We start from the raw sequence: 23804 nt of genomic DNA, 5'->3' as shown, positions 1-23804 counted from the left end.
GGCAGAGATTGTCGGCTAGGCCATCGTTCAAGTTTTTACAGAGATTGGGAATTTCATCTTGGATACGATGATCGAATTGCCGGAAGACGCTGCTGAACCGGCTATGGCCGGGCTGATAAGCCGCACGGCGGCATCCTTGCGGGACATGGCGGATCAACTTGATCAAGGGACTCTGCTGGCGCAGTTTGAATGGGTCATTCCAATGTCGGACATCGGCAGCGCACGAATGGATGAGCATTGCAATGCCATCGCCGAGCGTCTGGGCAAAAAACAAATGGCAGTTTATGCGATCTGCTTCGATGATGCCGTTCCGCTCGACCGTGTTTACGATGTTGTTGATGGCAACAAGGCGCGGAATAAAGCGTTGCCGGCGGCGGAACGCCGCGCATTTGCACGGGTCAACAAGCGCAAGCGCAATATCGGCAGTCGCTGCCTCTATATCGGAAAATCTGAAAAGGCGGCTGAACGTATCCGCCAGCATTTGACCGAGGCGCACCCGGCCACTTTCGCAATCCATCTCAATTACTGGCCGAACGACATCCCGGGAAATCTGAATGTCCAGGTGATTGGCGTGTCGGACGTGCAAAGCGCGCTGGTGCCGTTTATCGAAGATCAATTGGCCAGCGAGATGTCACCCATACTGGGTCGGCGCGGGTCTGTTTGATTGAGCGGCAGAAATCCGGCTTAAGCAGCGGCCCGTCCTGCGCGTAGCCATTCGCGGGCGCGGCGTTGGGCTTCGGCGATTTCACGGGCAGTCATTTCATCGGCAATGTCTGAACGGCACAAGGCGGCTTCTTCGTGGCCACCCACTGCGGCAAGGTTGAACCACTTGTGCGCTTCGATCAGGTCACAGGTCACGCCATGGCTGCCTGTGGAAAAGGCAACGCCAAGATCGAACAAGGCATTGCCATCGCCGTTGGTGGCAGCAGCAAGGCACGATGCGATCAGCAAGTCGGCAGTCTTGGCCGAATCGGCAATGGCTATCGGGTTGCTTTCATCGGCAACCAACTTGATCCAGGACTGTGTCATTTCCCATTACCCCCGTGATGGAGCACAATCCACCTGCTGCTCCGATGGGGCCAAAGTCTCGAAACTTGGTCAATAAATGGTTAACGCTGCCAATGATCTGTTTTCAGGTGCCGCATATTCGACATTTTCCGGTGCCATAGGGTGCGCTTCAGGCATCCTTAATGCGGGGAATGCGCCAAATAGCTTGTGCCCTTTTCGGGCGGTGCCTATAGGCCCGCAAGTAAGAAGCCTGCTCACCCGTAAGGGGAAAGAAGCGGGCCGGGAGGGGTGAGCAGCTTGTTATGCGGAGGGCCGAATGGCTGGGGTTTTGAGTGACGAAATCGATGTCCTGGCAAAGGCGCGCCGCGCCATGCCGGGTGATTATGTGCCCACTGACGACGAACCCTATATGAACGAAGCGCAGCAGGATTATTTCCGCAAGCTGCTGCTCGAATGGAAGAAGTCTATCCTGTCAGCTTCGGCTGGAACGCTTTCTGCGTTGCAGGACGGACCAATCCGTGAACCTGACCTCAACGATCGCGCGTCCAGCGAAACCGATTGGGGCATCGAGTTGCGCACACGTGACCGGCAGCGCAAGCTGATCGCCAAAATTGACTCGGCCATGCGCCGGATTGATGAGGGCGAATATGGTTACTGCGAGGTAACCGGTGAGCCAATTGGTCTGGGCCGCCTTGTTGCGCGTCCAATCGCAACGATGACGGTCGAAGCGCAAGAAGCGCATGAGCGTCGCGAGAAAATTTCCAGAGATATGTAACGGGTCGACCGTCTTCGGACGGCTGTCCAGTTTGCCATGTTTGGTTAAATTTGCGCGGAAACTAACGCGACTTTAACTTTAATCCTTAGGTGTTCGCGAACGAATTTCTGGGAATAGTACAGACGAAGGCGCATGCGGCGCTTCACTGCTGTAACGGAAACTCTGATAGTGGCGGGACTTCTGGTGGCTGACATCGACCATAGGCAATTGGCGCGTGACAGCTTGTTCCTGATGGCAGAAGTTCGTCTGGTCGGATCAGAAGCCCAATACCGCGTGAAAGTGCGCAATCTGTCTGCCGGTGGCATGATGGCCGAAGGGCCGATGACCGTGCAGCGCGGGAGCCAGATTGAAGTCAACTTGCGCAACATCGGCTGGGTCCAGGGTGTAGTTGCGTGGATTCAGGACAATCGTTTCGGCATTGCCTTGATAAACGAAATTGACCCCAAACTGGCGCGTGCGCCGTTGGTCGCGGGTGAGGGTACGCCCCGGTTTGTAAAGCCGCCGATTTCGTTTCACGGAACCGGGCCGTTGCGCAAAGTCTGAATGTGCGGCTGCGCAATTGCGCAGCCAGTCACACAAGACCTGACCTTGGCGCGGCGTTCTGCTAAGTCTGCATCCATGCTCGGTCGTTTTTCTGCAATCCTCATAGTGGCGCTGGCGCTTGGCGCTTGTGGCAAAAGCCAGGACGGTGCGCTTGGGGTGGCCGTGATGGGTGATTCGTCCGCTTTGAAAGAGCGCGGTGTGCGGCTTTCTCCGCAGGCCCAACTGGTCCGCGCCGCAACGACCGAAGGATTGGTCGGCTTTGATGAACAAGGCCGCGTGGTTGCTGCGCTGGCTGACCGCTGGATCGTAACGGACAACGGGCAAAGCTACATCTTCCGCTTGCGCGATGGCACATGGCCGGACGGTAAACGAATCAGTGCCGATGCGGCCGCCACAGCGCTGCGCAAGGCCATTGCCGCATTAAAGGGCACGGCGCTCGGGCTTGATCTGGCCGCGATTGATGAAGTGCGCGTGATGGCAGACCGGGTGATCGAGATTGATCTGGTGGCTCCGGTTCCCGAATTGCTGACTTTGCTGGCGCAGCCTGAACTTGGCCTGCACTATGGTGGACGGGGCGTCGGGCCGATGGCGTTCATGGCAGGAGAGGAAGGCGCGCAGGACTTTGCGCTGATTCCCCCTGAAAAGCGCGGGTTGCCCAAACAAGCCAATTTTGCCGCGCGCGCACGGGTGCTTGCCGTAACTTTTGCACCCCCGGCCAAGGCAGTCGCGTTGTTCAATGATGGCTATGTTGATGTGCTGCTGGGCGGCAAAGTGGACACTGTGCCCTTGGCCGGGCGCATCGGCTTGACGCGCGGCAACGTCCGGCTTGATCCGGTCACCGGCATGTTCGGCCTTATGGTGGACCGCAGCGACGGCTTCCTTGCCGATGCGGCCAACCGCGAGGCGCTGGCCATGGCGATTGACCGTGATGCGCTGCTGGGGAGCTTTAATATCGGTGGCTGGCAGCCGACCACGCGGATCGTCTCGCCCGACGTCGAGGATGATTTGGGCACGATTGGCGAACGCTGGCAGGGCATGAGCCTTGACGAGCGTCATGCCCAGGGCGCAGCGCGGGTTGCGGCGTGGAAAGATGCCGGGCGGGCCTTGCCGACGCTTAATATCGCCATGTCGGACGGTGCAGGGTCCAGCCTTGTGTTCGGGGCGGTGCGTGACGGTTTTGCCAAGATCGGCATTACGGTGCGCCGTGTGCCGGAAAGGGACCGTGCCGATTTGCGCCTGATTGACGTTACCGCGCGTTATGGCCGTGCCACGTGGTTCCTCAACCAGCTCTCGTGCACCGTCCAAAAGGCGGTCTGCAGCCCTATTGGCGATGAACGTGTTGCCGAAGCCCGCCGCGCTACCGATCCGCAAGCGCGATCGGCGCTTCTGGCTGAAGCCGAAGCCGAAATAACGGCGGCAAACGGCTTTATCCCCATCGCGCGGCCTTTGCGCTGGTCGATGGTGCGCAGTGGCACAAACGGCTTTGCGCAGAACCCGTGGGGCTGGCATCCCTTGCCACCTTTGGCATGGCTTCCCAAATAAGGGCAATGGACAAGCCTTTCATCCCGCATTCGCCCACCACCGCTCGCCGTCTTGAGCGGTTGCGGCCAGAACTGCCCGGTCTGGGCAATGATCCGGCATCGGTGCGCCAGCGCGTTGAAATGCTGGAGCGTTTGCTGGAGCGAAGCTTCAAAATTCCCGTGATCCGCCGCGATGTGGGGCTGGATGCCATTGCGGGCATGGTTCCTGTGCTGGGCGACGTCGTGACCGCAGCGATGGGCGCTTATGTCGTGTGGGAAGCCCGCAATCTGGGCCTGTCCAAATGGCAGTTGTGGCGCATGAGCGCAAATGTGGCGTTTGATACCGCGATTGGCGCGGTGCCGCTGGTGGGCGATGCGTTCGACTTTTTCTTCCGGTCAAACACCAAGAACCTGAAGATCCTGCGCAAACACCTTGATAAGCATCACCCCGCGTCTGGTGTGATTGAGGGATAACCCCTTAGAAATCAATCGCGATTCCGTTCTTTTCCCAATCGCCGAACCGCGTGGGATCAATGCCGTCCGGATCGTTGCGCTGTTCTGCCGCTTTGGGTTCCGGCGCAGGATCAGTGGTCCAGTGTTCGGGACGGGCAAAGTTTGCCGGGCGGGTGGTGGCGCGAGGAGTCTGGTTGCTCATAGGTGCTAAATGGGCGTTTGGCGTTCGAAGCGCAATTGCCATTTGGGGCAGCAGGGGCGATAGGCCGGTCGTATGGCCCGAAACAACAACCCTGATGAAGTCCCCGGCGTCCCCGCCCGCCTTGCCGCGCTGCGCTTGCTCGATGCCGTTTTGCGGCGTGGCGAACCGCTGGACCAGGCCGCGCCGCCTATCCTTCGCGCGATTGAGCGCGGCGATGACCGTGCCCTGGCCACTGCGATTGCGCAAGAAGCGCTGCGCTGGATGGCGGACCTTGATGCGCTGATCGATCAGGCAACACGGACTGTGCTGCCCGAGGATGCCAAGGCGCGCAATGTGTTGCGGATCATGCTGGCGCAGGCGCTGCGGTTGGGCCTTCCGGGACATGCCGTAGTTGCCACCGGCCTGCCGCTGTTGATGGGCGGGCCGCGCCGGCTGGCGCATGGTGTGTTTTCGGCTGTCACCAAGGCCAATCCGAAATTGCCCGAAGCCCCCAGTCTGCCCGATGCGGTGGCAAACCGGTGGGACGTGGCCTGGCCGGGGCGGGTAGAGGTCATTGCGCGCGGGCTGGCCGAACCGCCGCCGCTTGACCTTTCCTTGCGCGACGCAAGCCAGACGGCGCAGTGGGCCGAGGCGCTGGGCGGGCAATCGCTGGCACCGGGCCATGTGCGCCTTGCGCGCGGCGGATCGGTGGAAGCGCTGCCGGGCTTTGCCGAAGGTGCGTGGTGGGTGCAGGATCTGGCCGCCAGTGTGCCGGTGCGGTTGCTGGGTGAAGGCGCGGGCCGCCGTGCGCTGGATCTATGCGCGGCTCCCGGGGGCAAGACGTTGCAACTGGCGGCGGCGGGCTGGAAAGTCACCGCGCTCGACAAGTCCGCGCGCCGGGTAGAGCGGCTGCAGGACAATCTGAAGCGCAGCGGGCTTGAGGCCGAGGTCGTGGTGGCCGATGCGCTGACGTGGACGCCTGAAGAACTGTTCGACGCCATCTTGCTGGATGCGCCATGCAGCGCCACCGGCACCTGCCGTCGCCATCCCGATGTGCTGCACCGCATGGCCAACATGGCTGAACTTGGCGATTTGCAACGCGCCATGCTGGAACGCGCGGCGGGTTGGCTCAAGCCCGGCGGACAGCTTGTTTACGCGGTGTGCTCGCTTGAGCCGGAAGAGGGTGAGGCGCAGGCCGATGCCTTTGGCCTGTTAACGCCAAAGCCGGTGACGGATGAAGAACTGCCCGCCGGTATTGCCGCCAGCAACGGCTATTTCCGCGCCGACCCCGGAATGCTGGCCGAAGTGGGCGGGATTGACGGGTTCTTTGCCGCGCGTTGGGTAAAGGGTTAGGGCTTCAGGCCCACCCCCGGCCCCTCCCGTAAACGGGAGGGGGGAAGAAGGCCATTTTTATGCCTTGACCCTGTCAGCAAAACTTTTGCGTAGTTTCATCAGTTTGGGCGGGATGACGGCGAGGCAATAGGGATTGCGCTTGCCTTCGCCTTCCCAATATTCCTGATGGTAATCTTCTGCCGGATACCATTTGGCCGGATCTTCGATGGTCGTCACAACCGGCGCGGCTCTGCCTGCCTGATCACGGGCAATGGCTTCCTTCGCCTCTATCAGTTGCACATCGTCCAGCGGGAACAGCGCCGAACGGTACTGTGTGCCCACGTCATTGCCCTGCCGGTTCAACTGCGTAGGGTCATGCGTGGCAAAGTGAATGTCCAGGATATCGCCATAGCTGACCATGGTTGGATCAAACGTCACGCGAATCGCCTCGGCATGGCCGGTGTTGCCCGAACAGACCTGCTTGTACGTCGGGTTATCAACATGGCCGCCGATGTAGCCGCTTTCCACGTTGCTGACCCCGATCACGTCGCGGAACACCGCTTCGGTGCACCAGAAGCATCCACCGGCGATAATGGCCGTTGCTTGTTCGCTCATGCGTCTTATTCTCCTTATATGGAACCAAGATAGGCAGGCGCACCCCGCTTGTCATCGGCCCGAAGGAGAATCCCCCCATGCGCAAAGCCAGCCTTGCCACTTTTGCCCTGATTGCATCACTAGGCTTGTCGGTGCCCGCCGTTGCCCAGCATGAAGGCCATGCGATGGCCAAAGCCGCGGTTGATCCCGCGTTGGCAGCAGCGGTTGCCGATAAATCGCGTGCAGCCGATAGCCAGCGCGACAAGTATCGCCGTCCTGACGAAACGCTTTCGTTCTTCCAGGTGGCCCCCACGATGAAAGTGGGCGAATACGCGCCGGGTGGTGGCTGGTATTCGCGCCTGCTCGGCCTCTACCTCGGCCCCAAGGGCAAGCTGGTGGGCCTGTTTGCCGATGCCACCAAAGGCACAGAGCAAATGCAAACCAACGTGGCCAAAAACGTTGCAAAGTTTCCCGAAGAGGTTGCCGGATGGGCGAGCATGCCCGCCGACAAGTTCAGCGCGTTGACGCTTGGCGCCATTCCCGATGCGGAAAAGGGCACGTTCGACCGCATTCTGGTGATGCGCGCGCTGCACAACATGATGCGCTCCAACGTGGCTGACAGCGAAATTCGCAAAATGCGCGAATTGCTGAAAACAGATGGCATGATCGGCATCGAGCAGCACCGTGCCAAGGCTGATGCGCCATTCGCCTTCACCGATGGTTCGAAAGGTTACATGCTGGAGTCCGACATCATCAAGCTGATGGAAATCCACGGCTTTACCTTTGTCGGCAAAAGCGAGGCGAACGCCAACCCGAAGGACCCTGCCAATTGGCCGGGCGGCGTGTGGACGCTGCCGCCTTCGCTTGATGGCGCAAAGGACGAGGCCGAAAAGGCACGGCTGACCGCGATTGGCGAAAGCGACCGCATGACGCTGCTGTTCCGCAAGCGTCCATGACAACGCGCCACGAAGGTTGAATTGATGCGGGCGGCGGCTTAGGTCAGGCCCATGAGCCAGATCACCGTCGCCGCCCTGCAACTTGCCCTCAACGCGGGCGAGACTGAAAATATAGCCGCCGTTTCTGCCTTGGTGGAGGGCGCTGCCAAAGCGGGCGCGCAAATTGTGCTGCCGCCCGAATTGTTTGCGGGCCCGTATTTTTGCAAGGTCGAAGATGAGGCGTTGTTCGCGCTAGCCTATCCGCTGGAACAGGACCCGTCTGTTCGGGAAATGCGCAAGCTGGCCAAGGCGCTGGGCATTGCCATCCCGACCAGCTTCTTTGAGCGGGACGGCCACCATTATTACAATACGCTGGCTATGATCGGCCCTGACGGCGAAGTTATGGGCATTTATCGCAAAAGCCACATTCCCGATGGTCCGGGTTATGAAGAAAAATACTATTTCCGCCCCGGCAACACCGGTTTCAAAGTGTGGGACGTGTTCGGCACGCGTATTGGCGTCGGGGTGTGTTGGGACCAGTGGTATCCCGAATGCGCGCGCGCCATGGCGTTGATGGGGGCAGAATTGTTGTTCTATCCCACCGCCATCGGCACTGAACCTTACGACGCCGATCTTGACACCAGCCGCATGTGGCGGCGCGCGATGCTGGGCCATGCGGTTTCAAACTGCATGCCGGTAATCGCGGCCAACAGGATTGGCAGTGAAGACGGCCAGCGGTTCTATGGCCACAGCTTCATCAGCGACGAATGGGGCGATTTTCTGGCCGAATTCGGCGCAGGTGAAACAGGCGTGTTGAGCGCCACCATCGATCTGCCGCGCGCTGCCACGCATCGCGCAGGCATGGGCTTTTTCCGTGACCGCCGCCCGCAGCTTTACACGCGCCTGTCAGAGGACGTGTGAATCGCTATCTGATCGCGCTGGGATCAAACCAGCGCCATGTGCGCTTTGGCAGTCCGGTAGCGATTCTGCGCGCGGCTTTGGCTGAATTGGGCGCGCAAGGCCTGCTGTTAGGGGCTGCCAGTCCGGTTATGCGCAGCCGTCCGGTGGGGCCATCTCAGCGCGAATATGCCAATGGCGCGGCAGTGGTGCAAACCGATCTTGAGCCGCCCGAACTGCTCGACCTGCTGCAAGACATCGAGAATGCGTTTGGCAGACGCCGTCAGGGCCAGCGCTGGCGGTCACGCACGCTGGACCTTGATATTGTGATGTGGACCGGCGGCGGTTGGGCCGATGACCGGTTGACCATACCCCATGCAGAGTTCCGCAAACGCGACTTTGTTTTGCGCCCTGCGGCGCAAATTGCGCCGGGCTGGCGCGACCCTTTGACCGTGTTGACGGTGAAACATCTGTTCAGCCGCTTGACCCGCCGCGCATCGGCCCCTAGGTGACGCGCCTTGCTTCGGTTCATACGTGAATCGGGGCGGTGTGGACCCGTAGCTCAGTTGGTAGAGCAACGGACTTTTAATCTGTAGGTCTCGGGTTCGAGTCCCGACGGGTCCACCACCTTTCTCCTCGCACCCTGTCGCAATACGCTCGGCGTTCCTCGCCTTGGGCCTCCTTTTGCGCATGTCTGCTCCCGATCTCCAGAAAACAACTGACTGAAGACATCGGAACGCGCTCCGATTCAATAATCCACCTGACATTCGTTTTCAAAAGTGGTATCAAGTGAAACGAAATAGAGGAGCGCTGCCGATGGATATCTCGCCGGTTACCGGCCTGCCCAACCCGCTGGGCCTTGATGGTTTTGAATTCATCGAATTTACCGCGCCCGAAAAGGGCCTGCTCGAGCCGGTGTTTGCGGCGATGGGCTTTACGCATGTCGCTGATCATCGGACCAAGGCCGTGCATCTGTGGCGACAAGGCGGGATCAATCTGATCGCCAATTATGAACCGCGCAGTCCGGCGGCCTATTTCGCGGCGGAACATGGCGCGTCTGCGTGCGGCATGGGGTGGCGGGTGAAAGACGCCGCCAAGGCTTATGCTGTGGCGATAGAGCGCGGGGCCGAGCCGGTCCATGTGGAAACAGGGCCAATGCAATTGCGCTTGCCTGCGATCCGCGGGATTGGCGGTGCAATCATTTATCTGGTGGACCGTTACGACGAAGACATCTCGATCTACGACATCGATTTCCGGTATTTGCCCGGGGTTGACCGCAATCCGGCAGGGGCCGGTTTCCACACGATCGATCACCTGACGCACAATGTCTATGGCGGGCGGATGGCGCACTGGGCGGCGTTTTATGAACGCATTTTCGGCTTCAAGGAAATCCGCTTTTTTGACATCAAGGGCGAATATACCGGCCTTACCAGCCGCGCGATGACCGCCCCCGATGGCCTGATCCGCATTCCGTTGAACGAAGAAGGCGCAAGTTCCGGCAAAGGGGCAGGTGGTGGCCAGATCGATGAATTTCTGCGCGCTTACAATGGCGAGGGCATCCAGCATATCGCCTTTGCGTGTGACGATCTTCCGGCCTGCTTGGACCGGTTGAAGGCGCTGGGGACACCGTTCATGTCACCGCCGCCTGACACCTATTACGAAATGCTGGAGGAGCGGTTGCCGGGGCATGGCGAACCGGTGGCAGAGTTGCAGCGGCGCGGGATTTTGCTGGATGGATCGACCGAGGATGGCGATCCGCGCTTGCTGTTGCAGATCTTCTCCGAAGCGATGGTCGGGCCGGTGTTTTTCGAATTCATCCAGAGGAAGCGCGATGAAGGCTTTGGCAACGGAAACTTCACCGCCCTGTTCAAATCAATGGAGCGCGACCAGATGCGGCGCGGCGTCTTGCAGGTTGAGGACGCGCAATGACCACAGCCCCCAAACTGTCGCGCATTCATCATGTGGCCTATCGCTGCCGGGATGCTGCGCAGACGGTCGAATGGTACGCGCGCGTGCTCGGCATGGAATATGTCACCGCCTTTGCCGAGGACAAGGTGCCGTCGACCGGTGAAGACGATCCTTACATGCACGTGTTTCTGGATGCGGGCGGCGGTAACGTACTGGCGTTCTTCGAATTGCCGAACCAGCCCGAAATGGGCCGCGACCCCGCAACGCCCGCGTGGGTGCAACATCTGGCGTTTGAAGTGGCGGATGAAGCGGCGCTGCTGGCAGCCAAGGCACATATCGAGGCACAAGGCATCGACGTGCTGGGGCCGACGTACCACGGCATTTTCCGCTCGATCTATTTCTTCGATCCGAACGGACACCGGCTGGAACTGGCGTGCAACATCGGCACGCCTGCACAATATGCCGAGCTAAAGGCGCTGGCCCCGCAGATGCTGGAGGAATGGAGCAGAACCCGCCGCGCTCCGCGTCAGGCCGCATGGCTGCATAGCGAGCCAAAGCTCTAAAATGCCAAAGCCTTAGAACGGAAGCGTAGACCCGTCCCATGACTTCAGCGTGCCGGTATCGGCAGGAGATAGGCCATCAATCACGCCTAGCAAATAGGTGGCGGATTGTTCGGGGGTGAACAGCTTTTCTGTGGGGACATTGCGCTGGAACGGGCGTGATAGCGGGGTATCGACCGTACCGGGGTGCAGGGTAACGGCGATGGCCGCAGGGTTTGACCGGCCCAGTTCGATTGCGAAATTGCGCACCATCATGTTCAGCGCCGCTTTGGATGCGCGATAGGAATGCCAGCCGCCCAGACGATTGTCGGCAATCGAGCCGACCTTGGCCGAGATTGCGGCAAACACCGATTTTCCGCCCTTCCGCAACAGCGGAGCGCAGTGTTTTCCAATGAGTGCAGGGCCAATTGCATTGATCGCAAACATTTCGGCCATCGCATCGGCGTTGAGCGCGCGCCACGATTTTTCCGGGCCTTCGCCATTGTCGCGGATCAGACGCCCTGTGGCCACGATCACCAGATCAAGCGGGCCGCCAATGGTGGCACATGCGGTAGCAATTGTGGATTCATCTGCCAGATCGAAGGTATGTGTGCGGACTTTTGCGCCAGTTTGCAGCGGCTTTCGGGCAAGAGCGTGAACTTCTGCCACGTCGCTATGGGCCGCAAGCTGGCTGACCAATGCAGCGCCGATGCCGCCACTTGCCCCGAATACTGCGCATCGCAATCCGTTTTCCATGACGCAGCCTGTGGAACGGGGTAAGCTGTCTGTCGATATGGCCGTTCGCGCATTGCTGTATTGCAGCTATAATACAGCTTGCACGGCGGGCGTTGAAATCCCATGTTGATGACTGACTATTTTTCGAAAGCACGATTGCGATGGCCACACCTTCGACCGAGACCGCGACGATCAGCCCGTTGACGCTTACCCCGCCCGATCCCGTGCCGGTAGTCGCGCCGGTGCAGGCTGCGGGCTTGGTGCCAGTTTCCGATGAAAACCGTTCAAAGCTGGAGGCCAAGGTTGATGCCTTTGTGGCCGACCTTATCGCGCAAGACACGCAGAGCCCGGAGTTCGGCAAGAAGGTTGACCAGTTGACCAACATGGGCCGCAAGGAAATTGCCCAGGCAGCGGGCATGGCCAACCGGTTTCTGGACCGGCCTATCCGCGCGATGGACAAGGACAGCGGCGTGGGGTCTGATCTGGCCGCACTGCGCCGCACGGTGGAAGAGCTTGACCCCGGCAAGCAGGGCAAGCTGTCATCGGGCCGCAAGTTCCTTGGCATCATCCCGTTCGGCAACAGCCTGAAGAAGTATTTCGATGGCTATGTTTCGGCACAGAGCCACATTAAGGCGATCCTTGACCGGTTGGCATCGGGCAAGGACGAATTGCTGATGGACAATGCCGCGATCGATGTTGAACGCACGAAGTTGTGGGAGGCGATGGGCAATCTGGAACAGATGATCCACATTTCCAAAACACTGGACGCCAAGCTTGAAGGCGCTGCGGAAGACCTTGACCATACTGATCCTGCCAAGGCCAAGGCTATCCGCGAATCTGCGCTGTTCTATACCCGCCAGCGCACGCAGGATTTGCTGACTCAAATGGCTGTGACGGTGCAGGGCTATCTCGCGCTTGATCTGGTCAAGAAGAACAACGTGGAACTGGTGAAGGGCGTTGACCGCGCCAGCACGACGACCGTTGCGGCATTGCGTACGGCGGTTACCGTGGCGCAGGCGATGACCAACCAGCGGCTGGTGCTGCAACAGATCACCGCGCTGAACACCACCACCGCGAACATGATCGATTCCACCGGGAAGCTGCTGCGCGAACAGACCGGCAAGATCCACGAACTGGCCGCCGCCAGCACGATCCCGCTGGAAACGCTGCAACGCGCATTCCAGAACATCTACGACACGATGGACACGATCGACACGTTCAAGCTGAAGGCGCTTGATTCCATGAAGCAGACCGTGACTACGCTGTCTGGCGAGGTGGAGAAATCGAAGGGCTATATCGCGCGGGCAGAAGGCGCGGCGCAATCAAAGCTGGCGGGGCCGGACAGCTCGCCCTTGTTGAGCCTGGAAGTTTGAGGCGCTGATGGCCAATAGTCCTGCGCAAGACAGCCAGCGCATTCTTGCCGAAGCCAAATCCACGCTTGTCCGTCAGCAAGCAGGCGGGCGGCGCAGCATCGGTCAGCGTTCGGCCGATATAAAGCGCCAGCATCGCGGCAAGAAGCTGGCGCGCATGGCGATGGCCGTCAGCGTGGTGCTGGTGGCGGCGATGGCGGCGGGGCTGGTGCTGGACGGCATCGGCATTACCGGCGTCATGGTGCTGGCGCTTGCGATTATCGGAACGCTTTGGTTCTTCGCGACGTTTCCCAAGCTGAAAGTGCCCGATCTGGCGGCGCTCAATTCAGGCGATGTGCGCACGATGGTGGGGCGGACCGAATTGTGGCTTGAGGCGCAACGCCCCGCATTGCCCGCGCCTGCGGTGCAGCTGGTGGACCAGATCGGCGTGCAATTAGATGGGCTTGGCTTGCAGCTTGAAGGCATTGATGCTGCTGAACCGGCGGTGGGCGAAGTGCGCCGTCTGGTGGGTGAACACTTGCCCGGCATGGTTGAAAGCTGGCGCAAGATTCCGCCGCATTTGCGCAAAGAAGAGCGCGGCGGGCGCAATGCCGATCAGCAATTGAGCGAGGGCCTTGGCAAAATCTCCAAGGAGATTGACGAGATTACGCGCCAATTGGCGGCGGGCGATCTTGATGCGCTGGCGGTGCGCGGACGCTATCTGGACTATCGCTATGGCGAAGGGCTAGACGACGCTCCCCAGCTTGCCGCACCAAAGGAAGCCTGATGCGCGTTGCCATTCCCCACACCCTGACCCGCGATGAAGCGCGCCGCCGTCTGCGCGACAAAGCGGAACGTGCGATGGAAAAGGCCGAAAGCATGGCCACGATCACCACGTCATTCGTCGATGATGATCACATGGCGATGTCAGTCACCGCAATGGGCTACACCGTTGATTGCGCGGTGGAACTGACGGATACCGAACTGGTGGTCGACGTCGACCTTCCCGCCACCCTCGGCTTTGCCAAACGCATGATCGAAGGCATGATCCGCGAGAAAACGGGCAAGCTGCTGACTTAGCTGGTATGGCAGCTCCCCGATGTTTTTTGCCTAAAGCTGCCGCTCGGGACGCGACGCCATTGCGGACGTTTACGCTGCGCCTGTATGCTGTTTCGATGAACTTACTCCGTCGAATACGTTGGGTCGTTGATCGCTCGCTGATCCGTGATGGCTTTTCGGGCAGACTGACCTTGTTTCAGAGACTTCTTGCGTGTGTCCCGACGGTAATCTCGATGGCCTTAATCTGGTTGATTGGCCTAAATCAAACTCAATGGCACGGTTACGCCCTGCTCGCCGTTGGAATGGGAGCAACAGTATTTTTTACACTGTGGATTTCATGTAGGTCTATGGCTGCCTCGGCAAAGACGAGAAGATCTGAAAGAATAGCGCGAGACGAGATGTGCCATCGGCGTCTGGATAGGCCCTAAAATCGGTCATTTGTCAGCTTCCCACCCACATCCCGTCATCCAGCGCATAAATCCCGAGCCCCAAAAACTGCCGTTCCTCTTATCGTCGCCCCGGGCTTGACCCGGGGTTAGGCTTTTTTTCGTGCGAAAAAGAAGCGGGACCCCGGATCAAGTCCGGGCTGACGGGGGCAGGTGAGGGATCGGTCAAATATCTTTGCGTTCAAGCTCCAGCAGTTCTTGCGGCAGACGCAGGGAGTTGGCGGCGATGCGGGTTTCGAGCAGGAGGTAGACCAGCGCGATCATCAGCAGGCCGATTGCTGCGGAGAAGGTGATGCCGGTCAGGTTGCCAAGGTTGCCGCCAAACATTTCGCCCAGAAAAAGCGATCCGACCGTGACGCCAATCGCAAGGCCAGACAGCACCAGCAGCAGCAGCGCGCGTCCGATCAGGTGTATTCGCCGGTCAACATAGCGGATTTCAACCACGACCACATCATGGTCTGCCCCCACGGTTTCGCCATGCAATTTCTGCAATGTGCGTGACCGGTCGACAATCCGCCCGAGCCGTGTCGTCAGAATGTTCATGATGTTGCCGATGGCGACAAGCACGAATACGGGGGCCAATGCCAGTTGGATCGTCTGGGCAATAACGCCGGTATGGGCAGCATTCATGTTGGGCCTCGCGGAATGGACCATACCCCTGCCACGCGCGCGCAACCAAGGGCAAGCAGGATACGTCTGCGCTGTGAATGCCGGTTGCTTAAAACCAAGTCCGGATGCCGATGACGGCGCTGAAGGAGGAAGCGCTTTCACCATCGGCCCGCGCCAGACGTGCCGTTTCGCCCAGCTTGCGCTCCCAATGCACGCCGACATAGGGGGCAAATTCGCGCACGAATTCATACCGCAGCCGAGTGCCAAGTTCGATCTTTTCAAAGCCTGCGCCAATGCCCAGTTCCGGCACATCCTGCGCAGCGGCATCAATTTCGACTGATGGTTGCAGGATCAGGCGCTGCGTCAGACGCATGTCGTGTTCGGCCTCAAGCCGGAAATGCACATCGCCTTTGTTTGAGACGAAGGCGTGCGCGCCGACTTCGAACCAGTACGGCGCAAGGCCTTCTATGCCGATGACTCCATAGGTGCGGTCCGGTCCAAGCCCGAAGTCCTGCCGCGCGCCCAGTTCGAAATTCCACCACGGATCAAGCGCGTGGCGCCAGGCTGCGCGCACTTCGCCGGTTTCAAGCGCCTCGCCGAATGCTCCTTCGCCTTCGGTTTCAACGGCCAGCCGGTCAATATCGCCGCCGACCCAGCCCATGACTTGCCAAGCATAGCCATCGCGGCCGTTTGTGGCGCGATATTCAAGGCGGTCACCGATCAGCGCGTTGCCGTAAAAGCGGCCTTCCTGCGACAAGGCAGCGCGCGCTTTGGCCATGCGCGATGCATCCCAGAATGCATCGGCGGGATGGTCGGTCGGCACGGGTGGAGGCGGGGCGGTGCCAACCTCTTCAGGGCCTGCCTTCATCTGGCCCATGTCATGGCCCGCATGCGGGTCTTGCGCAAAGGCCGGAAACGACGCCAAAGCTGCGCATGCAAGCAAAATTGTGCGAATTGCGCTCATGCCGCTGGGCCTTTGTCGGCGCGGACAGTGACGACGCGCATCATTCCGGCATGCATGTGCAGCAGCATATGGCAGTGGAATGCCCAATCGCCCTCGGCATCGGCGGTAAGGTCAAAGCTGGCCTTGCCGCCGGGTAGCACGTTGACGGTGTGCTTGCGCGGACGATTGCCTGCCTCGCCCGTGACCAGTTCAAAGAAGTGGCCGTGCAAGTGGATCGGGTGGGGCATCATGGTATGATTGATCAGGTTAACCCGCACACGCTCGCCTGTACGGAACGGGATGGGCTGCGCGCCTTCAGACATCGTTTCACCGTCAATAGACCACATGTAGCGCTCCATGTTGGCGGTGAGGTTTACATCGATCTGGCGCGTTGGCGTGCGCGGGTCGGGGTTGGCCTCGCGTGATCGCAATTCGGCATAAGTCAGCACGCGATGGTCTTCGTTTTCCAGCCCGGTGCCGCGATCTGCCAAGCGGTCTGCGGGCATGGGCGAGATGGTGGCGACACCCGGCCCCGGCTTCACCCCGGGGGCCAGCGACAAGTCGCGCATCTTCATCGAATGGCCGTCCATGCTTTCATTGGCAGGTTTTGAAAGGTCGATTTCGCCGCCCGATCCCATGTCCATGCCTGACATGTCCATGCCCATATCGCGCATGTTCAAAACCGGCCGGGTGCGCAGTTTGGGCACAGCGCCCACCATGCCGGGTTGTGGCGCCAGCGTGGCGCGGACAAGGCCCGACCGGTCGATGGCCTCGGCGATGATGCCGAATGCCGCAGCCTCGGCCGGCTGCACGATCACGTCGTATGCCTCGGCAATCGCGATCTGGATTTCGTCAATTTCGACAGGCTGCACGTTGCACCCGTCGGCAGCGACAACTGTCATCGGCAGGCCGGGAATACGGAAATTGAAGTTGGTCATGGATGAGGCATTGATGATCCGCAGCTTTATCCGTTCACCCGGAGCAAACAGTGCGGTCCAGTTCGCCAGTGAATCGTGGCCGTTGATCAGGAAGCTGTACGTTGCGCCGGTCACGTCCGAAATGTCAGTCGCATCCATGCGCATCTTTGCCCATTCCAGCCGCTCCTTCAGGCTTTGATCTCGCCGCTTGAGCAATCCGCCCACGGTCTGGCGCTGCCAGTTGTAATAGCCGCCCATTGTTTTGAGTTTGCGCAACTGGGTGTGCGGATCGATCGGGCTCCAATCGGCCAGCATCAGCACGTATTCGCGGTCAAACGTCACCGGATCGGGGGTGGCCGGATCAATCACGATGGGGCCGTAAAGCCCGACGGCCTCCTGCATGCCCGAATGCGAATGATACCAGAACGTGCCCGGATGCAAGATCGGGAATTCATAGGTGAACGTTTCACCCGGATCGATGCCGGGGAACGACACGCCGGGCACCCCGTCCATCTGGAAGGGCACCAGCAGCCCGTGCCAATGGATCGAGGTCTGTTCCTGCAGGGTGTTGGTAACCGCAATCCGCACGTTCTGGCCTTCGCGCAGGCGGATCAGCGGTGCCGGGATCGTGCCATTTACCGCGATGGCCGAAGCGGCACGGTTGCCAACCGCATAGCGCGCCTCGCCAATGCTGAGTGCAATGCTTTCACCAGAGAGCGTGCCGCCGGTATTGTGCCCGGCCAGCGCGCCTTTGCCGGAGCGGTGGCCGCTGCGATGACCGCCGTGGCCAGATTGCGCCCAAGTAGGGAAGAGCGGAGCCAAGCCCAGTACGCCAGCACCCAGCAGCATACGACGACGATCAAGCAGCACGTTATTTTCCATCACAGCGCAATACGCGCGAGACTGCATTATCCCTCAAAAATATTTTTGAAATTTCCGTCGCGCGCGATAATCACGACAATGCCGACCACCACAGGAACCCGCAAGAATAAATTTTGAGGGATCAGCGCAAGCCTTGCGTATTGTAATGGAAAAGTGGTCTTCAGTATCCCGGTTCCGAAAGGTTTCCCAATGCGCCGCCTCGCCTTTTTGCTTGCTCCCGCACTTACCATGATCGCGCTGCCCGGCGCTTCTCTTGCCCATACCAAGCTGCTGTCATCCTTTCCTGCTGCAAGCACCACCGTCGCCAAGCCGACCAAGCTGACGCTGACTTTTTCAGAGGCGCTTGTCGGGCAGCTTTCAGGGATTGAACTGGTGATGACCAGCATGCCAGGCATGGCCAATCACGCGCCCATGCCAATCAAAGGCTTTAAAACCGCTGCCGATGGCAAAGTCCTCACCGTCACCCTGCCGCGCGCCCTGCCTGCGGGAACGTACGATCTTCAATGGCATGCTGTGGCCAGCGATCAGCATCGCGTTGAAGGCAAGTTTACCTTTACCGTCCGCTAAAATCGCATGAGGGGGCAGCCTGTTCTTGGCGCGCTTTGCTGCTGGCACTGCGCGCTTGCCCCTGATCGGCAACAAAGTTTCCCCGCAACAGCGCTTGACCTGAATCGGGTTTGCCTAGCACATGGCAAAGCGCAACCTATCACGGAGGGAATGTCCCATGTTTAGCCATGTCATGGTCGGCAGCGACGATATCGCTGCTTCAAAGAAGTTCTACGATGCCACGTTTAAGGCGTTTGGCGGTCCGGAAGCGATGACCGATCCTAAGGGCCGCCTAATTTATCAGCACAATGGCGGCTTGTTCATCGTTACGCAGCCCATCAATGGTGAGCCGGCCTGCGGCGCAAACGGCGGCACCATCGGCTTCAAGATGACCCCGGAACAAGCCAACGCTTGGCATGAAGCAGGCTTGGCCAATGGCGGTACGGCATGTGAAGATCCCCCGGGGCCGCGCGAAGGTTCGCCCTACTATCTTGCCTATTTGCGTGATCCTGCTGGCAACAAGCTGTGCGCGCTGGATATCATCGCCTGATGGGCATCGAGACCGTTTCGACAACAAAGGCGCACGGCGGCACGCTGGGTGTCTACAAGCACGATTCGGCCTCGACGGGGACAGGAATGACCTTTTCGGTCTTCCTGCCTCCCCAGGCTGAGGCGGGCGCAAAGCTGCCGGTGCTGGTTTATCTTTCGGGCCTTACCTGCACCCATGCCAATGTGACCGACAAAGGCGAATATCGCCGTATCTGTGCCGAACTTGGCATAGTGTTCGTCGCGCCGGACACATCACCGCGCGGCGAAGGCGTGGCTGATGATCCTGCCGGTGCCTATGATTTCGGCCTTGGTGCAGGCTTCTATGTCAACGCCACGCAAGCGCCCTTTGCCGCGCATTATCGCATGTGGGATTACATCGCACATGAACTGCCCGCGTTGATTGGCGCAAACTTTCCGGTGGACCTTGATCGTATGGGGATCACCGGCCATTCGATGGGCGGCCATGGCGCATTGACGCTTGGCCTGACTTACCCCGAAAAGTTCAAGTCGCTCTCCGCCTTCGCGCCGATTGTTGCGCCGGGCCAGGTACCGTGGGGCCACAAGGCCTTGGGCGGCTATCTGGGCGATGATCGGGCAGTATGGCGCGCCCATGATGCTGTGGCGCTGATCGAAGGTGGCAACCGCCCTGCCGGTGACATTCTTGTTGATCAGGGCGATGCCGACAATTTCCTTGCCGAACAATTGCGGCCCGAACTGCTGGCTGATGCCTGCAAGGCGGCAGGCGTTGATCTGACGCTGCGTTTGCAACCGGGTTATGATCACAGCTACAACTTCATTTCCACGTTCATGGAAGACCACGTGCGCTGGCATGCGGAACGGTTGTAGGCAGGGCCTCGCCGAATGAAGCCTTAGCCCGGATCAAGTCCGGGCCGACGTTAACCGGTGTGTAAAATCGTCGGCCCGCACTTGATCCGGGCTGAGGCTATAGTTTCGAACTCAGCGAACCTGCTTCGCCACCGCATCCAGCAGGCCGTTGACGAACTTTGCCTCGCGTTCATCAAAGAACGCATGGGCGACATCAACATATTCGCTGATCACGGTGCCGATTGCCACGTCATTGCGCGCCAGCAACTCGTAAGTGCCTGCACGCAAGATTTGCAGCATGGTCTTGTCAAGGCGGGGGATGGCCCAGCCGCTGGCGAGTTTGGACGTCAGCAAAGCGTCAATTTCGTCCCGCCGCGCTTCAACGCCGCGCACGATATCGTCGAAGAAGTTGATGTCTGCCTTGGCATATTCAACGTCTTCGATTTCCGCGCCAAGACGGTGCTGGTGGAACTCGTCGAGCAGCAGGTGCAACTCGGTCCGCTCCATATCGATCTGATACAGCGCCTGTACGGCGGCAAGGCGCGAATTGGCGCGGGCCTGTCCTGAAATGCGGCTCATATGCCAAGCCTCAGTTCGATGGATCGGGCGTGAGCGGCAAGACCCTCGGCGTCGGCAAGGGCGATGGCGGCAGGGCCGACGGCGGCAAGCGCAGCGTCAGAGGCGGCGATAAAGCTGGTGCGTTTCATGAAATCCAGAACGGAAAGGCCCGAGGAAAAGCGCGCGCGGCGCCCCGTGGGCAGGACGTGATTGGGACCGGCGACATAATCGCCGACTGCTTCGGGGGTCATCCGGCCAAGGAAGACCGAACCCGCGTGGCGTATCTGGTTGAACAGGGCTTCGGGATCATCCGTAGCGATTTCGACGTGTTCGGCGGCCAGCGCATTGGCGAGCGCGGGCGCTTCATCAAGCGAATCGACCACAATGATCACACCGAACGCATCCCAACTGGCCTTGGCGACTTTGGCCGTGGGCAGCATCGCAATTTCAACGCCGATCATATCGGCTACCTGATCGGCAAACCCGGCGTCATCGGTGATCAGGATCGATTGCGCGACAGGATCATGTTCGGCTTGGCTGAGCAGGTCGGCGGCGATCCACTGCGGATCATTGTTGCCATCGGCGATCACAAGGATTTCCGAAGGCCCTGCCACCATGTCGATGCCGACAATGCCGAACAACTGGCGCTTGGCTTCGGCCACCCAGGCATTGCCAGGGCCGGTAATCACATCGACCGGTTTGATGCGGTCGGTGCCATAAGCCAGTGCGGCCACGGCCTGCGCCCCGCCGATGCGCCACACTTCGTCAGCTCCGGCCAGGTGCGCAGCGGCCAGTACCAGCGGATTGGCTTCACCCTTCGGCGTGGGCGTGACAACAACCAGCCGTTCAACGCCTGCAACCTTTGCCGGAATGGCGTTCATCAGCAGCGATGACGGATAGGCCGCGCGTCCGCCCGGAACGTACAGCCCTGCGCCATCAACCGCGCTCCATCGTGCGCCAAGCCGCATGCCGGTGGCATCGGTATAATCACGGTCTTCGGGCAATTGCGCTTCGTGATAGGCGCGGATGCGTTGCGCGGCGAGTTCCAGCGCGGCGCGAAGATCGGGCTTCAGTGCATCGAATGCCTCGCGGCAGGCTTCGGCCGGAATGCGCCAGTCATCGTCAGCTGGGAGGTGGCCGTCGAACTTGGCGGTGTATTCGGCCAGTGCTTCATCGCCGCGCAGGCGCACGTCGGCAACGATGGTCTGCACATCGCGCGCCACGTTCTCATCACTTTCCCGCCGGTCCTTGACCAGCCGGGCGAAGGCGCGGGGAAAATCGGGATCGCTGGATTTCAAACGCTGCATCACGCGGCATCCTTTTGCGCGACCAGCCCGCGGAACGCATCAATCAACGCGCCCATGCGCGCGCTATCGGTTTTCAGCGAAGCACGGTTGACGATGAGGCGGGCCGATACCGGCAGGATCTGGCTGGTTTCAACCAAGCCGTTGTCCTTAAGCGTACGCCCGGTGGAAACCAGATCGACGATGCGGCTGGCAAGGCCCAATGAAGGCGCCAGTTCCATCGCGCCATTGAGCTTTACGATTTCGGCCTGAACGCCCAGCTTTTCAAAATGGCGACGCGTCAGGTTGGGGTATTTTGTCGCAACCCGAGCGTGGCTTTCGCGCGCGTTGGCGCCGCTTTCCACCGCACCAACGGGTTCAGCCACCGACAGGCGGCAGTGCCCGATGTTCAGATCAACCGGTGCGTAGAGGTCGGCATAATCGAATTCGTCGATCACGTCAGAGCCGACAATCCCGGCATGAGCCGCGCCATGTGCCACGAATGTTGCCACATCAAAAGCGCGCACGCGAATGATCTTCACGTCTGCACGGTTGGTGGCAAAAGAGAGCGCACGCGACGACTTGTTGAAAAAGTCGGCATCAGGCACGATCCCGGCTTTCTCCAGCAGGGGCAGCGCCTCATCAAGGATGCGGCCCTTGGGGATGGCGAAAACGAGGGGTTTGGGCGTAGACATAGCCCGCTGCCCATATGGCACAGACACGCAAAGGGCAACCGAATGAACCCGATCACAAAGATCGGGTTCTTCGAAATTGATCAGCCCAGAAAGGCATCCAGCGCGGTGTTGACCTTGTCCGGTGCTTCCCATGGCACAAAATGGCCGCAATCATGGACCGGTTCCAGCGTCAGGTTGGTCACCAGTTTGTCCATGCCTTCAAGGTTGCAGGGCGGCAGTGCGAGATCGTCCAAGGCCCAAATGACGAGCGTCGGAATCGCCAGCGGGGGCAGGGGCGCGTCCTTGTAACCTTCGGGCAGGGCGAAGGGTGCATCCATCGGCGGCACGTTGATTGAACTGGCACGATACCAGTTGATCATGGCGATGGCGGTGTCAGGGTTTGACCAGTCCTGAAGCATGGCGTCGCGCTCGGCATCTTCCAAAGCAGCCGAGCGGTTCCATTTGAGCGCTTTCATCAGCAGTGCGCCAAGGCCATGTTCGCGCACCAGCGCATCGTTAGCCGTATCGCGGAAGGCGCGCATATATTGGCTGGCTTCGCGCTGTTGCGGATCGGTCCACAGCAGGCGCGGGAAGATTACCGGATGCGGCGCGTTGGCGATAACGGCGCGGGTTACGCGCGTGCCTTGGCCCATCAGCGCCACGCCCCATGCAATCGCGCCGCCCCAATCATGGCCAAGGATGGTGAATTGCCCGACACCCAAGGTATCGGCCAGTTGGAATACATCACCGATTAGCTTGTCCGGCGTATAATTTTCAACGCCTTCAGGCCGCGATGATCCGCGATAGCCGCGCTGGTCGGGCGCGATGCAGCGGAAGCGGCCTGACAGGTGCGCAATCTGGTGCCGCCACGTGCGGTGGCTTTCGGGAAAGCCGTGCAGGAAAATCAGCACCGGCGCATCGCGCGGGCCGGTGTCAACCACGTCCAGTTCAATCCCGCTGGCCAGCGTTACGCGTGTCATGTTCATGCGGTCTCTCCTATTGAGTCCAGCGCGACCAGATCGAGGATCGTGTCCGGAAAGATCGGCTCGTGCCACTCGCGCACTTCGGCAAAAGTGAACCAGCGCGGCTGCATCTGCATTCTGCGTTCCAGTTCGGTCTGCCCCCTCGTATCAACATCGAAGGCAGCTACCCGTACCCTGTAAAACCGTTCGTCCGAGGTGATCGGTTCGCCCTCCAGCGTCACGTAATCATCGGCGCGGCGGGCAATTTCGGGGCCGGGGTCGGTGTCCAGCCCGGTTTCTTCGAACAGTTCGCGCCGTGCGGCGGCGGCAAAATCCTCGCCCGTATCACATTCGCCACCCGGCGCGCACCAGAAGGGCGGGCGATTTTGTGGTGCATAGCGGAACAGCAGCAGGCGGTCCCGGTCATCGGTCAGCAAGATGCGGGCTGACCGGCGGATACGGCGGGCCACCGCCCGATCACTCACCGCCGTATTATTCAGCGCCTTATCGTTCATCAGGCGCACGGGCCTTGATCGCCATGGCATGGACCCTCTCACCCGGCAGGTCGCCTAGCGCCTTGTTGACCATGCGCTGCCGGTTCAGCCGCGATTCGCCTGCAAAGGCCGCGCTCTCGATCTCGATCGTGAAGTGCGATTCGCCCGATCCATCATGGCCTGAATGGCCCGCATGGCTGGCGCTGTCGTTAATGACCGCAAGGTGCGTGGGGGCAAAGGTCTGTGTCAGCAGACGTTCGATTTCTTGTGCGATTGGTCCTGTCATGG

The 23804-nt window shown here is 60.1% G+C and carries 30 protein-coding genes and 1 tRNA gene; 18 read left to right on the top strand and 13 right to left on the bottom strand.

What is annotated here, in order from left to right; all coding sequences use genetic code 11:
* The first annotated feature begins 58 nt into the window (after positions 1-58).
* Entirely contained in the window at positions 59-664 is a 606-nt protein-coding gene (locus B7Y89_RS08910; RefSeq protein WP_292937724.1) for a hypothetical protein, read from the top strand.
* A gap of 20 nt (positions 665-684) precedes the next feature.
* Here B7Y89_RS08910 and B7Y89_RS08905 read toward each other — a convergent pair whose 3' ends face one another.
* The gene (locus B7Y89_RS08905; RefSeq protein WP_292937722.1) at positions 685-1029 is read right to left on the bottom strand and encodes a hypothetical protein; all 345 of its coding nucleotides are present in this window, start codon (positions 1027-1029) and stop codon (positions 685-687) included.
* A 295-nt stretch (positions 1030-1324) separates the two neighbouring features.
* Here B7Y89_RS08905 and dksA point away from each other — a divergent pair, with 295 nt between their 5' ends.
* The 4 genes from dksA to B7Y89_RS08885 all read left to right on the top strand — a co-directional run bounded on the left by dksA (position 1325) and on the right by B7Y89_RS08885 (position 4320).
* Positions 1325-1783: an RNA polymerase-binding protein DksA gene (dksA, locus tag B7Y89_RS08900; protein WP_292937720.1), complete on the top strand. Its 459-nt coding sequence runs from the start codon at positions 1325-1327 to the stop codon at positions 1781-1783.
* Between the two features lie 132 nt (positions 1784-1915).
* On the top strand, positions 1916-2326 hold the full coding sequence (locus tag B7Y89_RS08895; protein WP_292937718.1) for a PilZ domain-containing protein: 411 nt from the start codon (positions 1916-1918) through the stop codon (positions 2324-2326).
* 75 nt (positions 2327-2401) lie between these two features.
* Entirely contained in the window at positions 2402-3868 is a 1467-nt protein-coding gene (locus B7Y89_RS08890; RefSeq protein WP_292937716.1) for an ABC transporter substrate-binding protein, read from the top strand.
* Positions 3869-3873: 5 nt separating this feature from the next.
* Positions 3874-4320, top strand: a complete 447-nt coding sequence (locus B7Y89_RS08885; RefSeq protein WP_292937714.1) for a DUF4112 domain-containing protein — start codon at positions 3874-3876, stop codon at positions 4318-4320.
* A gap of 4 nt (positions 4321-4324) precedes the next feature.
* On the opposite strand, the gene B7Y89_RS08880 is transcribed toward B7Y89_RS08885, so the two are convergent.
* Positions 4325-4501, bottom strand: coding sequence for a DUF1674 domain-containing protein (locus tag B7Y89_RS08880; protein ID WP_292937712.1), 177 nt, complete (start codon positions 4499-4501; stop codon positions 4325-4327).
* Between the two features lie 72 nt (positions 4502-4573).
* On the opposite strand from B7Y89_RS08880, the gene B7Y89_RS08875 reads away from it, so the two are divergent.
* Positions 4574-5833, top strand: a complete 1260-nt coding sequence (locus tag B7Y89_RS08875; protein ID WP_292937710.1) for a methyltransferase domain-containing protein — start codon at positions 4574-4576, stop codon at positions 5831-5833.
* A 57-nt stretch (positions 5834-5890) separates the two neighbouring features.
* Here B7Y89_RS08875 and msrA read toward each other — a convergent pair whose 3' ends face one another.
* Complete coding sequence (gene msrA / locus B7Y89_RS08870; protein WP_292937708.1) at positions 5891-6427, bottom strand: peptide-methionine (S)-S-oxide reductase MsrA; 537 nt, start codon at positions 6425-6427, stop codon at positions 5891-5893.
* 77 nt (positions 6428-6504) lie between these two features.
* Between msrA and B7Y89_RS08865 the strand changes: the two genes are divergently transcribed.
* The 6 genes from B7Y89_RS08865 (at position 6505) to B7Y89_RS08840 (ending at position 10709) form a co-directional block, all read left to right on the top strand.
* Entirely contained in the window at positions 6505-7362 is an 858-nt protein-coding gene (locus tag B7Y89_RS08865) for a methyltransferase (protein ID WP_292937707.1), read from the top strand.
* Between the two features lie 51 nt (positions 7363-7413).
* A complete protein-coding gene (aguB, locus tag B7Y89_RS08860; RefSeq protein WP_292937706.1) occupies positions 7414-8262 on the top strand; it encodes an N-carbamoylputrescine amidase in 849 nt (282 codons plus the stop codon).
* A complete protein-coding gene (gene folK / locus B7Y89_RS08855; protein ID WP_292937704.1) occupies positions 8259-8750 on the top strand; it encodes a 2-amino-4-hydroxy-6-hydroxymethyldihydropteridine diphosphokinase in 492 nt (163 codons plus the stop codon). The genes aguB and folK overlap by 4 nt, the downstream gene beginning before the upstream one ends.
* Positions 8751-8789: 39 nt before the next feature.
* Positions 8790-8865: transfer RNA gene (locus tag B7Y89_RS08850), tRNA-Lys, on the top strand.
* Positions 8866-9054: 189 nt separating this feature from the next.
* Entirely contained in the window at positions 9055-10167 is a 1113-nt protein-coding gene (gene hppD / locus B7Y89_RS08845) for a 4-hydroxyphenylpyruvate dioxygenase (RefSeq protein WP_292937702.1), read from the top strand.
* Positions 10164-10709, top strand: coding sequence for a VOC family protein (locus B7Y89_RS08840; RefSeq protein ID WP_292937701.1), 546 nt, complete (start codon positions 10164-10166; stop codon positions 10707-10709). Before hppD ends, B7Y89_RS08840 begins: the two co-directional genes overlap by 4 nt.
* A gap of 12 nt (positions 10710-10721) precedes the next feature.
* Here B7Y89_RS08840 and B7Y89_RS08835 read toward each other — a convergent pair whose 3' ends face one another.
* Positions 10722-11441 (bottom strand): SDR family NAD(P)-dependent oxidoreductase, encoded by a 720-nt coding sequence (locus tag B7Y89_RS08835; RefSeq protein ID WP_292937699.1) that lies wholly within the window; start codon positions 11439-11441, stop codon positions 10722-10724.
* A 140-nt stretch (positions 11442-11581) separates the two neighbouring features.
* Between B7Y89_RS08835 and B7Y89_RS08830 the strand changes: the two genes are divergently transcribed.
* The 3 genes from B7Y89_RS08830 to B7Y89_RS08820 are packed head-to-tail and all read left to right on the top strand — an operon-like array spanning position 11582 to position 13849.
* Positions 11582-12793, top strand: a complete 1212-nt coding sequence (locus B7Y89_RS08830; RefSeq protein ID WP_292937697.1) for a toxic anion resistance protein — start codon at positions 11582-11584, stop codon at positions 12791-12793.
* Positions 12794-12800: 7 nt separating this feature from the next.
* Positions 12801-13556, top strand: coding sequence for a hypothetical protein (locus B7Y89_RS08825; protein WP_292937695.1), 756 nt, complete (start codon positions 12801-12803; stop codon positions 13554-13556).
* The gene (locus B7Y89_RS08820) at positions 13556-13849 is read left to right on the top strand and encodes a polyhydroxyalkanoic acid system family protein (RefSeq protein ID WP_292937693.1); all 294 of its coding nucleotides are present in this window, start codon (positions 13556-13558) and stop codon (positions 13847-13849) included. The genes B7Y89_RS08825 and B7Y89_RS08820 overlap by 1 nt, the downstream gene beginning before the upstream one ends.
* A gap of 590 nt (positions 13850-14439) precedes the next feature.
* Here the strand turns inward: B7Y89_RS08820 and B7Y89_RS08815 are convergent.
* From B7Y89_RS08815 to B7Y89_RS08805, 3 genes are all read right to left on the bottom strand, one after another.
* Positions 14440-14904, bottom strand: coding sequence for a DUF2721 domain-containing protein (locus B7Y89_RS08815; protein WP_292937691.1), 465 nt, complete (start codon positions 14902-14904; stop codon positions 14440-14442).
* 88 nt (positions 14905-14992) lie between these two features.
* The gene (locus B7Y89_RS08810; protein WP_292937689.1) at positions 14993-15847 is read right to left on the bottom strand and encodes a copper resistance protein B; all 855 of its coding nucleotides are present in this window, start codon (positions 15845-15847) and stop codon (positions 14993-14995) included.
* Complete coding sequence (locus B7Y89_RS08805) at positions 15844-17625, bottom strand: copper resistance system multicopper oxidase (RefSeq protein WP_292937687.1); 1782 nt, start codon at positions 17623-17625, stop codon at positions 15844-15846. The genes B7Y89_RS08810 and B7Y89_RS08805 overlap by 4 nt, the downstream gene beginning before the upstream one ends.
* A 189-nt stretch (positions 17626-17814) precedes the next feature.
* Here B7Y89_RS08805 and copC point away from each other — a divergent pair, with 189 nt between their 5' ends.
* The 3 genes from copC (at position 17815) to fghA (ending at position 19566) form a co-directional block, all read left to right on the top strand.
* Positions 17815-18192, top strand: coding sequence for a copper homeostasis periplasmic binding protein CopC (gene copC / locus B7Y89_RS08800; RefSeq protein WP_292937685.1), 378 nt, complete (start codon positions 17815-17817; stop codon positions 18190-18192).
* A 157-nt stretch (positions 18193-18349) separates the two neighbouring features.
* Positions 18350-18721, top strand: a complete 372-nt coding sequence (locus B7Y89_RS08795) for a VOC family protein (RefSeq protein WP_292937683.1) — start codon at positions 18350-18352, stop codon at positions 18719-18721.
* Positions 18721-19566, top strand: coding sequence for an S-formylglutathione hydrolase (gene fghA, locus B7Y89_RS08790; protein ID WP_292937681.1), 846 nt, complete (start codon positions 18721-18723; stop codon positions 19564-19566). The genes B7Y89_RS08795 and fghA overlap by 1 nt, the downstream gene beginning before the upstream one ends.
* 111 nt (positions 19567-19677) lie before the next feature.
* Here fghA and nusB read toward each other — a convergent pair whose 3' ends face one another.
* From nusB to B7Y89_RS08760, 6 genes are all read right to left on the bottom strand, one after another.
* Positions 19678-20124, bottom strand: a complete 447-nt coding sequence (gene nusB / locus B7Y89_RS08785) for a transcription antitermination factor NusB (protein WP_292937679.1) — start codon at positions 20122-20124, stop codon at positions 19678-19680.
* Complete coding sequence (gene hisD, locus B7Y89_RS08780; RefSeq protein ID WP_292937677.1) at positions 20121-21410, bottom strand: histidinol dehydrogenase; 1290 nt, start codon at positions 21408-21410, stop codon at positions 20121-20123. Before hisD ends, nusB begins: the two co-directional genes overlap by 4 nt.
* A complete protein-coding gene (gene hisG, locus B7Y89_RS08775; RefSeq protein WP_292937675.1) occupies positions 21410-22081 on the bottom strand; it encodes an ATP phosphoribosyltransferase in 672 nt (223 codons plus the stop codon). Before hisG ends, hisD begins: the two co-directional genes overlap by 1 nt.
* Before the next feature lie 80 nt (positions 22082-22161).
* Positions 22162-23046: an alpha/beta hydrolase gene (locus tag B7Y89_RS08770; RefSeq protein WP_292937673.1), complete on the bottom strand. Its 885-nt coding sequence runs from the start codon at positions 23044-23046 to the stop codon at positions 22162-22164.
* Positions 23043-23537 (bottom strand): NUDIX domain-containing protein, encoded by a 495-nt coding sequence (locus B7Y89_RS08765; protein WP_292937671.1) that lies wholly within the window; start codon positions 23535-23537, stop codon positions 23043-23045. Before B7Y89_RS08765 ends, B7Y89_RS08770 begins: the two co-directional genes overlap by 4 nt.
* A complete protein-coding gene (locus B7Y89_RS08760) occupies positions 23527-23802 on the bottom strand; it encodes a BolA family protein (RefSeq protein ID WP_292937670.1) in 276 nt (91 codons plus the stop codon). Before B7Y89_RS08760 ends, B7Y89_RS08765 begins: the two co-directional genes overlap by 11 nt.
* Positions 23803-23804 lie beyond the last annotated feature (2 nt).

Source organism: Novosphingobium sp. 32-60-15 (assembly GCF_002280675.1).
Lineage (GTDB): Bacteria > Pseudomonadota > Alphaproteobacteria > Sphingomonadales > Sphingomonadaceae > Novosphingobium.
This window is presented reverse-complemented; position numbering and strand designations above follow the sequence as displayed.

Coding starts and splice junctions, on each gene's coding strand:
- B7Y89_RS08875 (WP_292937710.1), top strand. CDS start 4,574: ATGGCCCGAAACAACAACCCTGATGAAGTCCCCGGCGTCCCCGCCCGC.
- B7Y89_RS08760 (WP_292937670.1), bottom strand. CDS start 23,802: ATGACAGGACCAATCGCACAAGAAATCGAACGTCTGCTGACACAGACC.
- B7Y89_RS08770 (WP_292937673.1), bottom strand. CDS start 23,046: ATGAACATGACACGCGTAACGCTGGCCAGCGGGATTGAACTGGACGTG.
- B7Y89_RS08820 (WP_292937693.1), top strand. CDS start 13,556: ATGCGCGTTGCCATTCCCCACACCCTGACCCGCGATGAAGCGCGCCGC.
- msrA (WP_292937708.1), bottom strand. CDS start 6,427: ATGAGCGAACAAGCAACGGCCATTATCGCCGGTGGATGCTTCTGGTGC.
- B7Y89_RS08765 (WP_292937671.1), bottom strand. CDS start 23,537: ATGAACGATAAGGCGCTGAATAATACGGCGGTGAGTGATCGGGCGGTG.
- hisG (WP_292937675.1), bottom strand. CDS start 22,081: ATGTCTACGCCCAAACCCCTCGTTTTCGCCATCCCCAAGGGCCGCATC.
- B7Y89_RS08830 (WP_292937697.1), top strand. CDS start 11,582: ATGGCCACACCTTCGACCGAGACCGCGACGATCAGCCCGTTGACGCTT.
- B7Y89_RS08805 (WP_292937687.1), bottom strand. CDS start 17,625: ATGGAAAATAACGTGCTGCTTGATCGTCGTCGTATGCTGCTGGGTGCT.
- copC (WP_292937685.1), top strand. CDS start 17,815: ATGCGCCGCCTCGCCTTTTTGCTTGCTCCCGCACTTACCATGATCGCG.
- B7Y89_RS08835 (WP_292937699.1), bottom strand. CDS start 11,441: ATGGAAAACGGATTGCGATGCGCAGTATTCGGGGCAAGTGGCGGCATC.
- B7Y89_RS08880 (WP_292937712.1), bottom strand. CDS start 4,501: ATGAGCAACCAGACTCCTCGCGCCACCACCCGCCCGGCAAACTTTGCC.
- hisD (WP_292937677.1), bottom strand. CDS start 21,410: ATGCAGCGTTTGAAATCCAGCGATCCCGATTTTCCCCGCGCCTTCGCC.
- B7Y89_RS08825 (WP_292937695.1), top strand. CDS start 12,801: ATGGCCAATAGTCCTGCGCAAGACAGCCAGCGCATTCTTGCCGAAGCC.
- fghA (WP_292937681.1), top strand. CDS start 18,721: ATGGGCATCGAGACCGTTTCGACAACAAAGGCGCACGGCGGCACGCTG.
- B7Y89_RS08885 (WP_292937714.1), top strand. CDS start 3,874: ATGGACAAGCCTTTCATCCCGCATTCGCCCACCACCGCTCGCCGTCTT.
- B7Y89_RS08905 (WP_292937722.1), bottom strand. CDS start 1,029: ATGACACAGTCCTGGATCAAGTTGGTTGCCGATGAAAGCAACCCGATA.
- B7Y89_RS08890 (WP_292937716.1), top strand. CDS start 2,402: ATGCTCGGTCGTTTTTCTGCAATCCTCATAGTGGCGCTGGCGCTTGGC.
- B7Y89_RS08810 (WP_292937689.1), bottom strand. CDS start 15,847: ATGAGCGCAATTCGCACAATTTTGCTTGCATGCGCAGCTTTGGCGTCG.
- aguB (WP_292937706.1), top strand. CDS start 7,414: ATGAGCCAGATCACCGTCGCCGCCCTGCAACTTGCCCTCAACGCGGGC.
- dksA (WP_292937720.1), top strand. CDS start 1,325: ATGGCTGGGGTTTTGAGTGACGAAATCGATGTCCTGGCAAAGGCGCGC.
- B7Y89_RS08795 (WP_292937683.1), top strand. CDS start 18,350: ATGTTTAGCCATGTCATGGTCGGCAGCGACGATATCGCTGCTTCAAAG.
- B7Y89_RS08895 (WP_292937718.1), top strand. CDS start 1,916: ATGCGGCGCTTCACTGCTGTAACGGAAACTCTGATAGTGGCGGGACTT.
- hppD (WP_292937702.1), top strand. CDS start 9,055: ATGGATATCTCGCCGGTTACCGGCCTGCCCAACCCGCTGGGCCTTGAT.
- B7Y89_RS08840 (WP_292937701.1), top strand. CDS start 10,164: ATGACCACAGCCCCCAAACTGTCGCGCATTCATCATGTGGCCTATCGC.
- nusB (WP_292937679.1), bottom strand. CDS start 20,124: ATGAGCCGCATTTCAGGACAGGCCCGCGCCAATTCGCGCCTTGCCGCC.
- B7Y89_RS08865 (WP_292937707.1), top strand. CDS start 6,505: ATGCGCAAAGCCAGCCTTGCCACTTTTGCCCTGATTGCATCACTAGGC.
- B7Y89_RS08815 (WP_292937691.1), bottom strand. CDS start 14,904: ATGAATGCTGCCCATACCGGCGTTATTGCCCAGACGATCCAACTGGCA.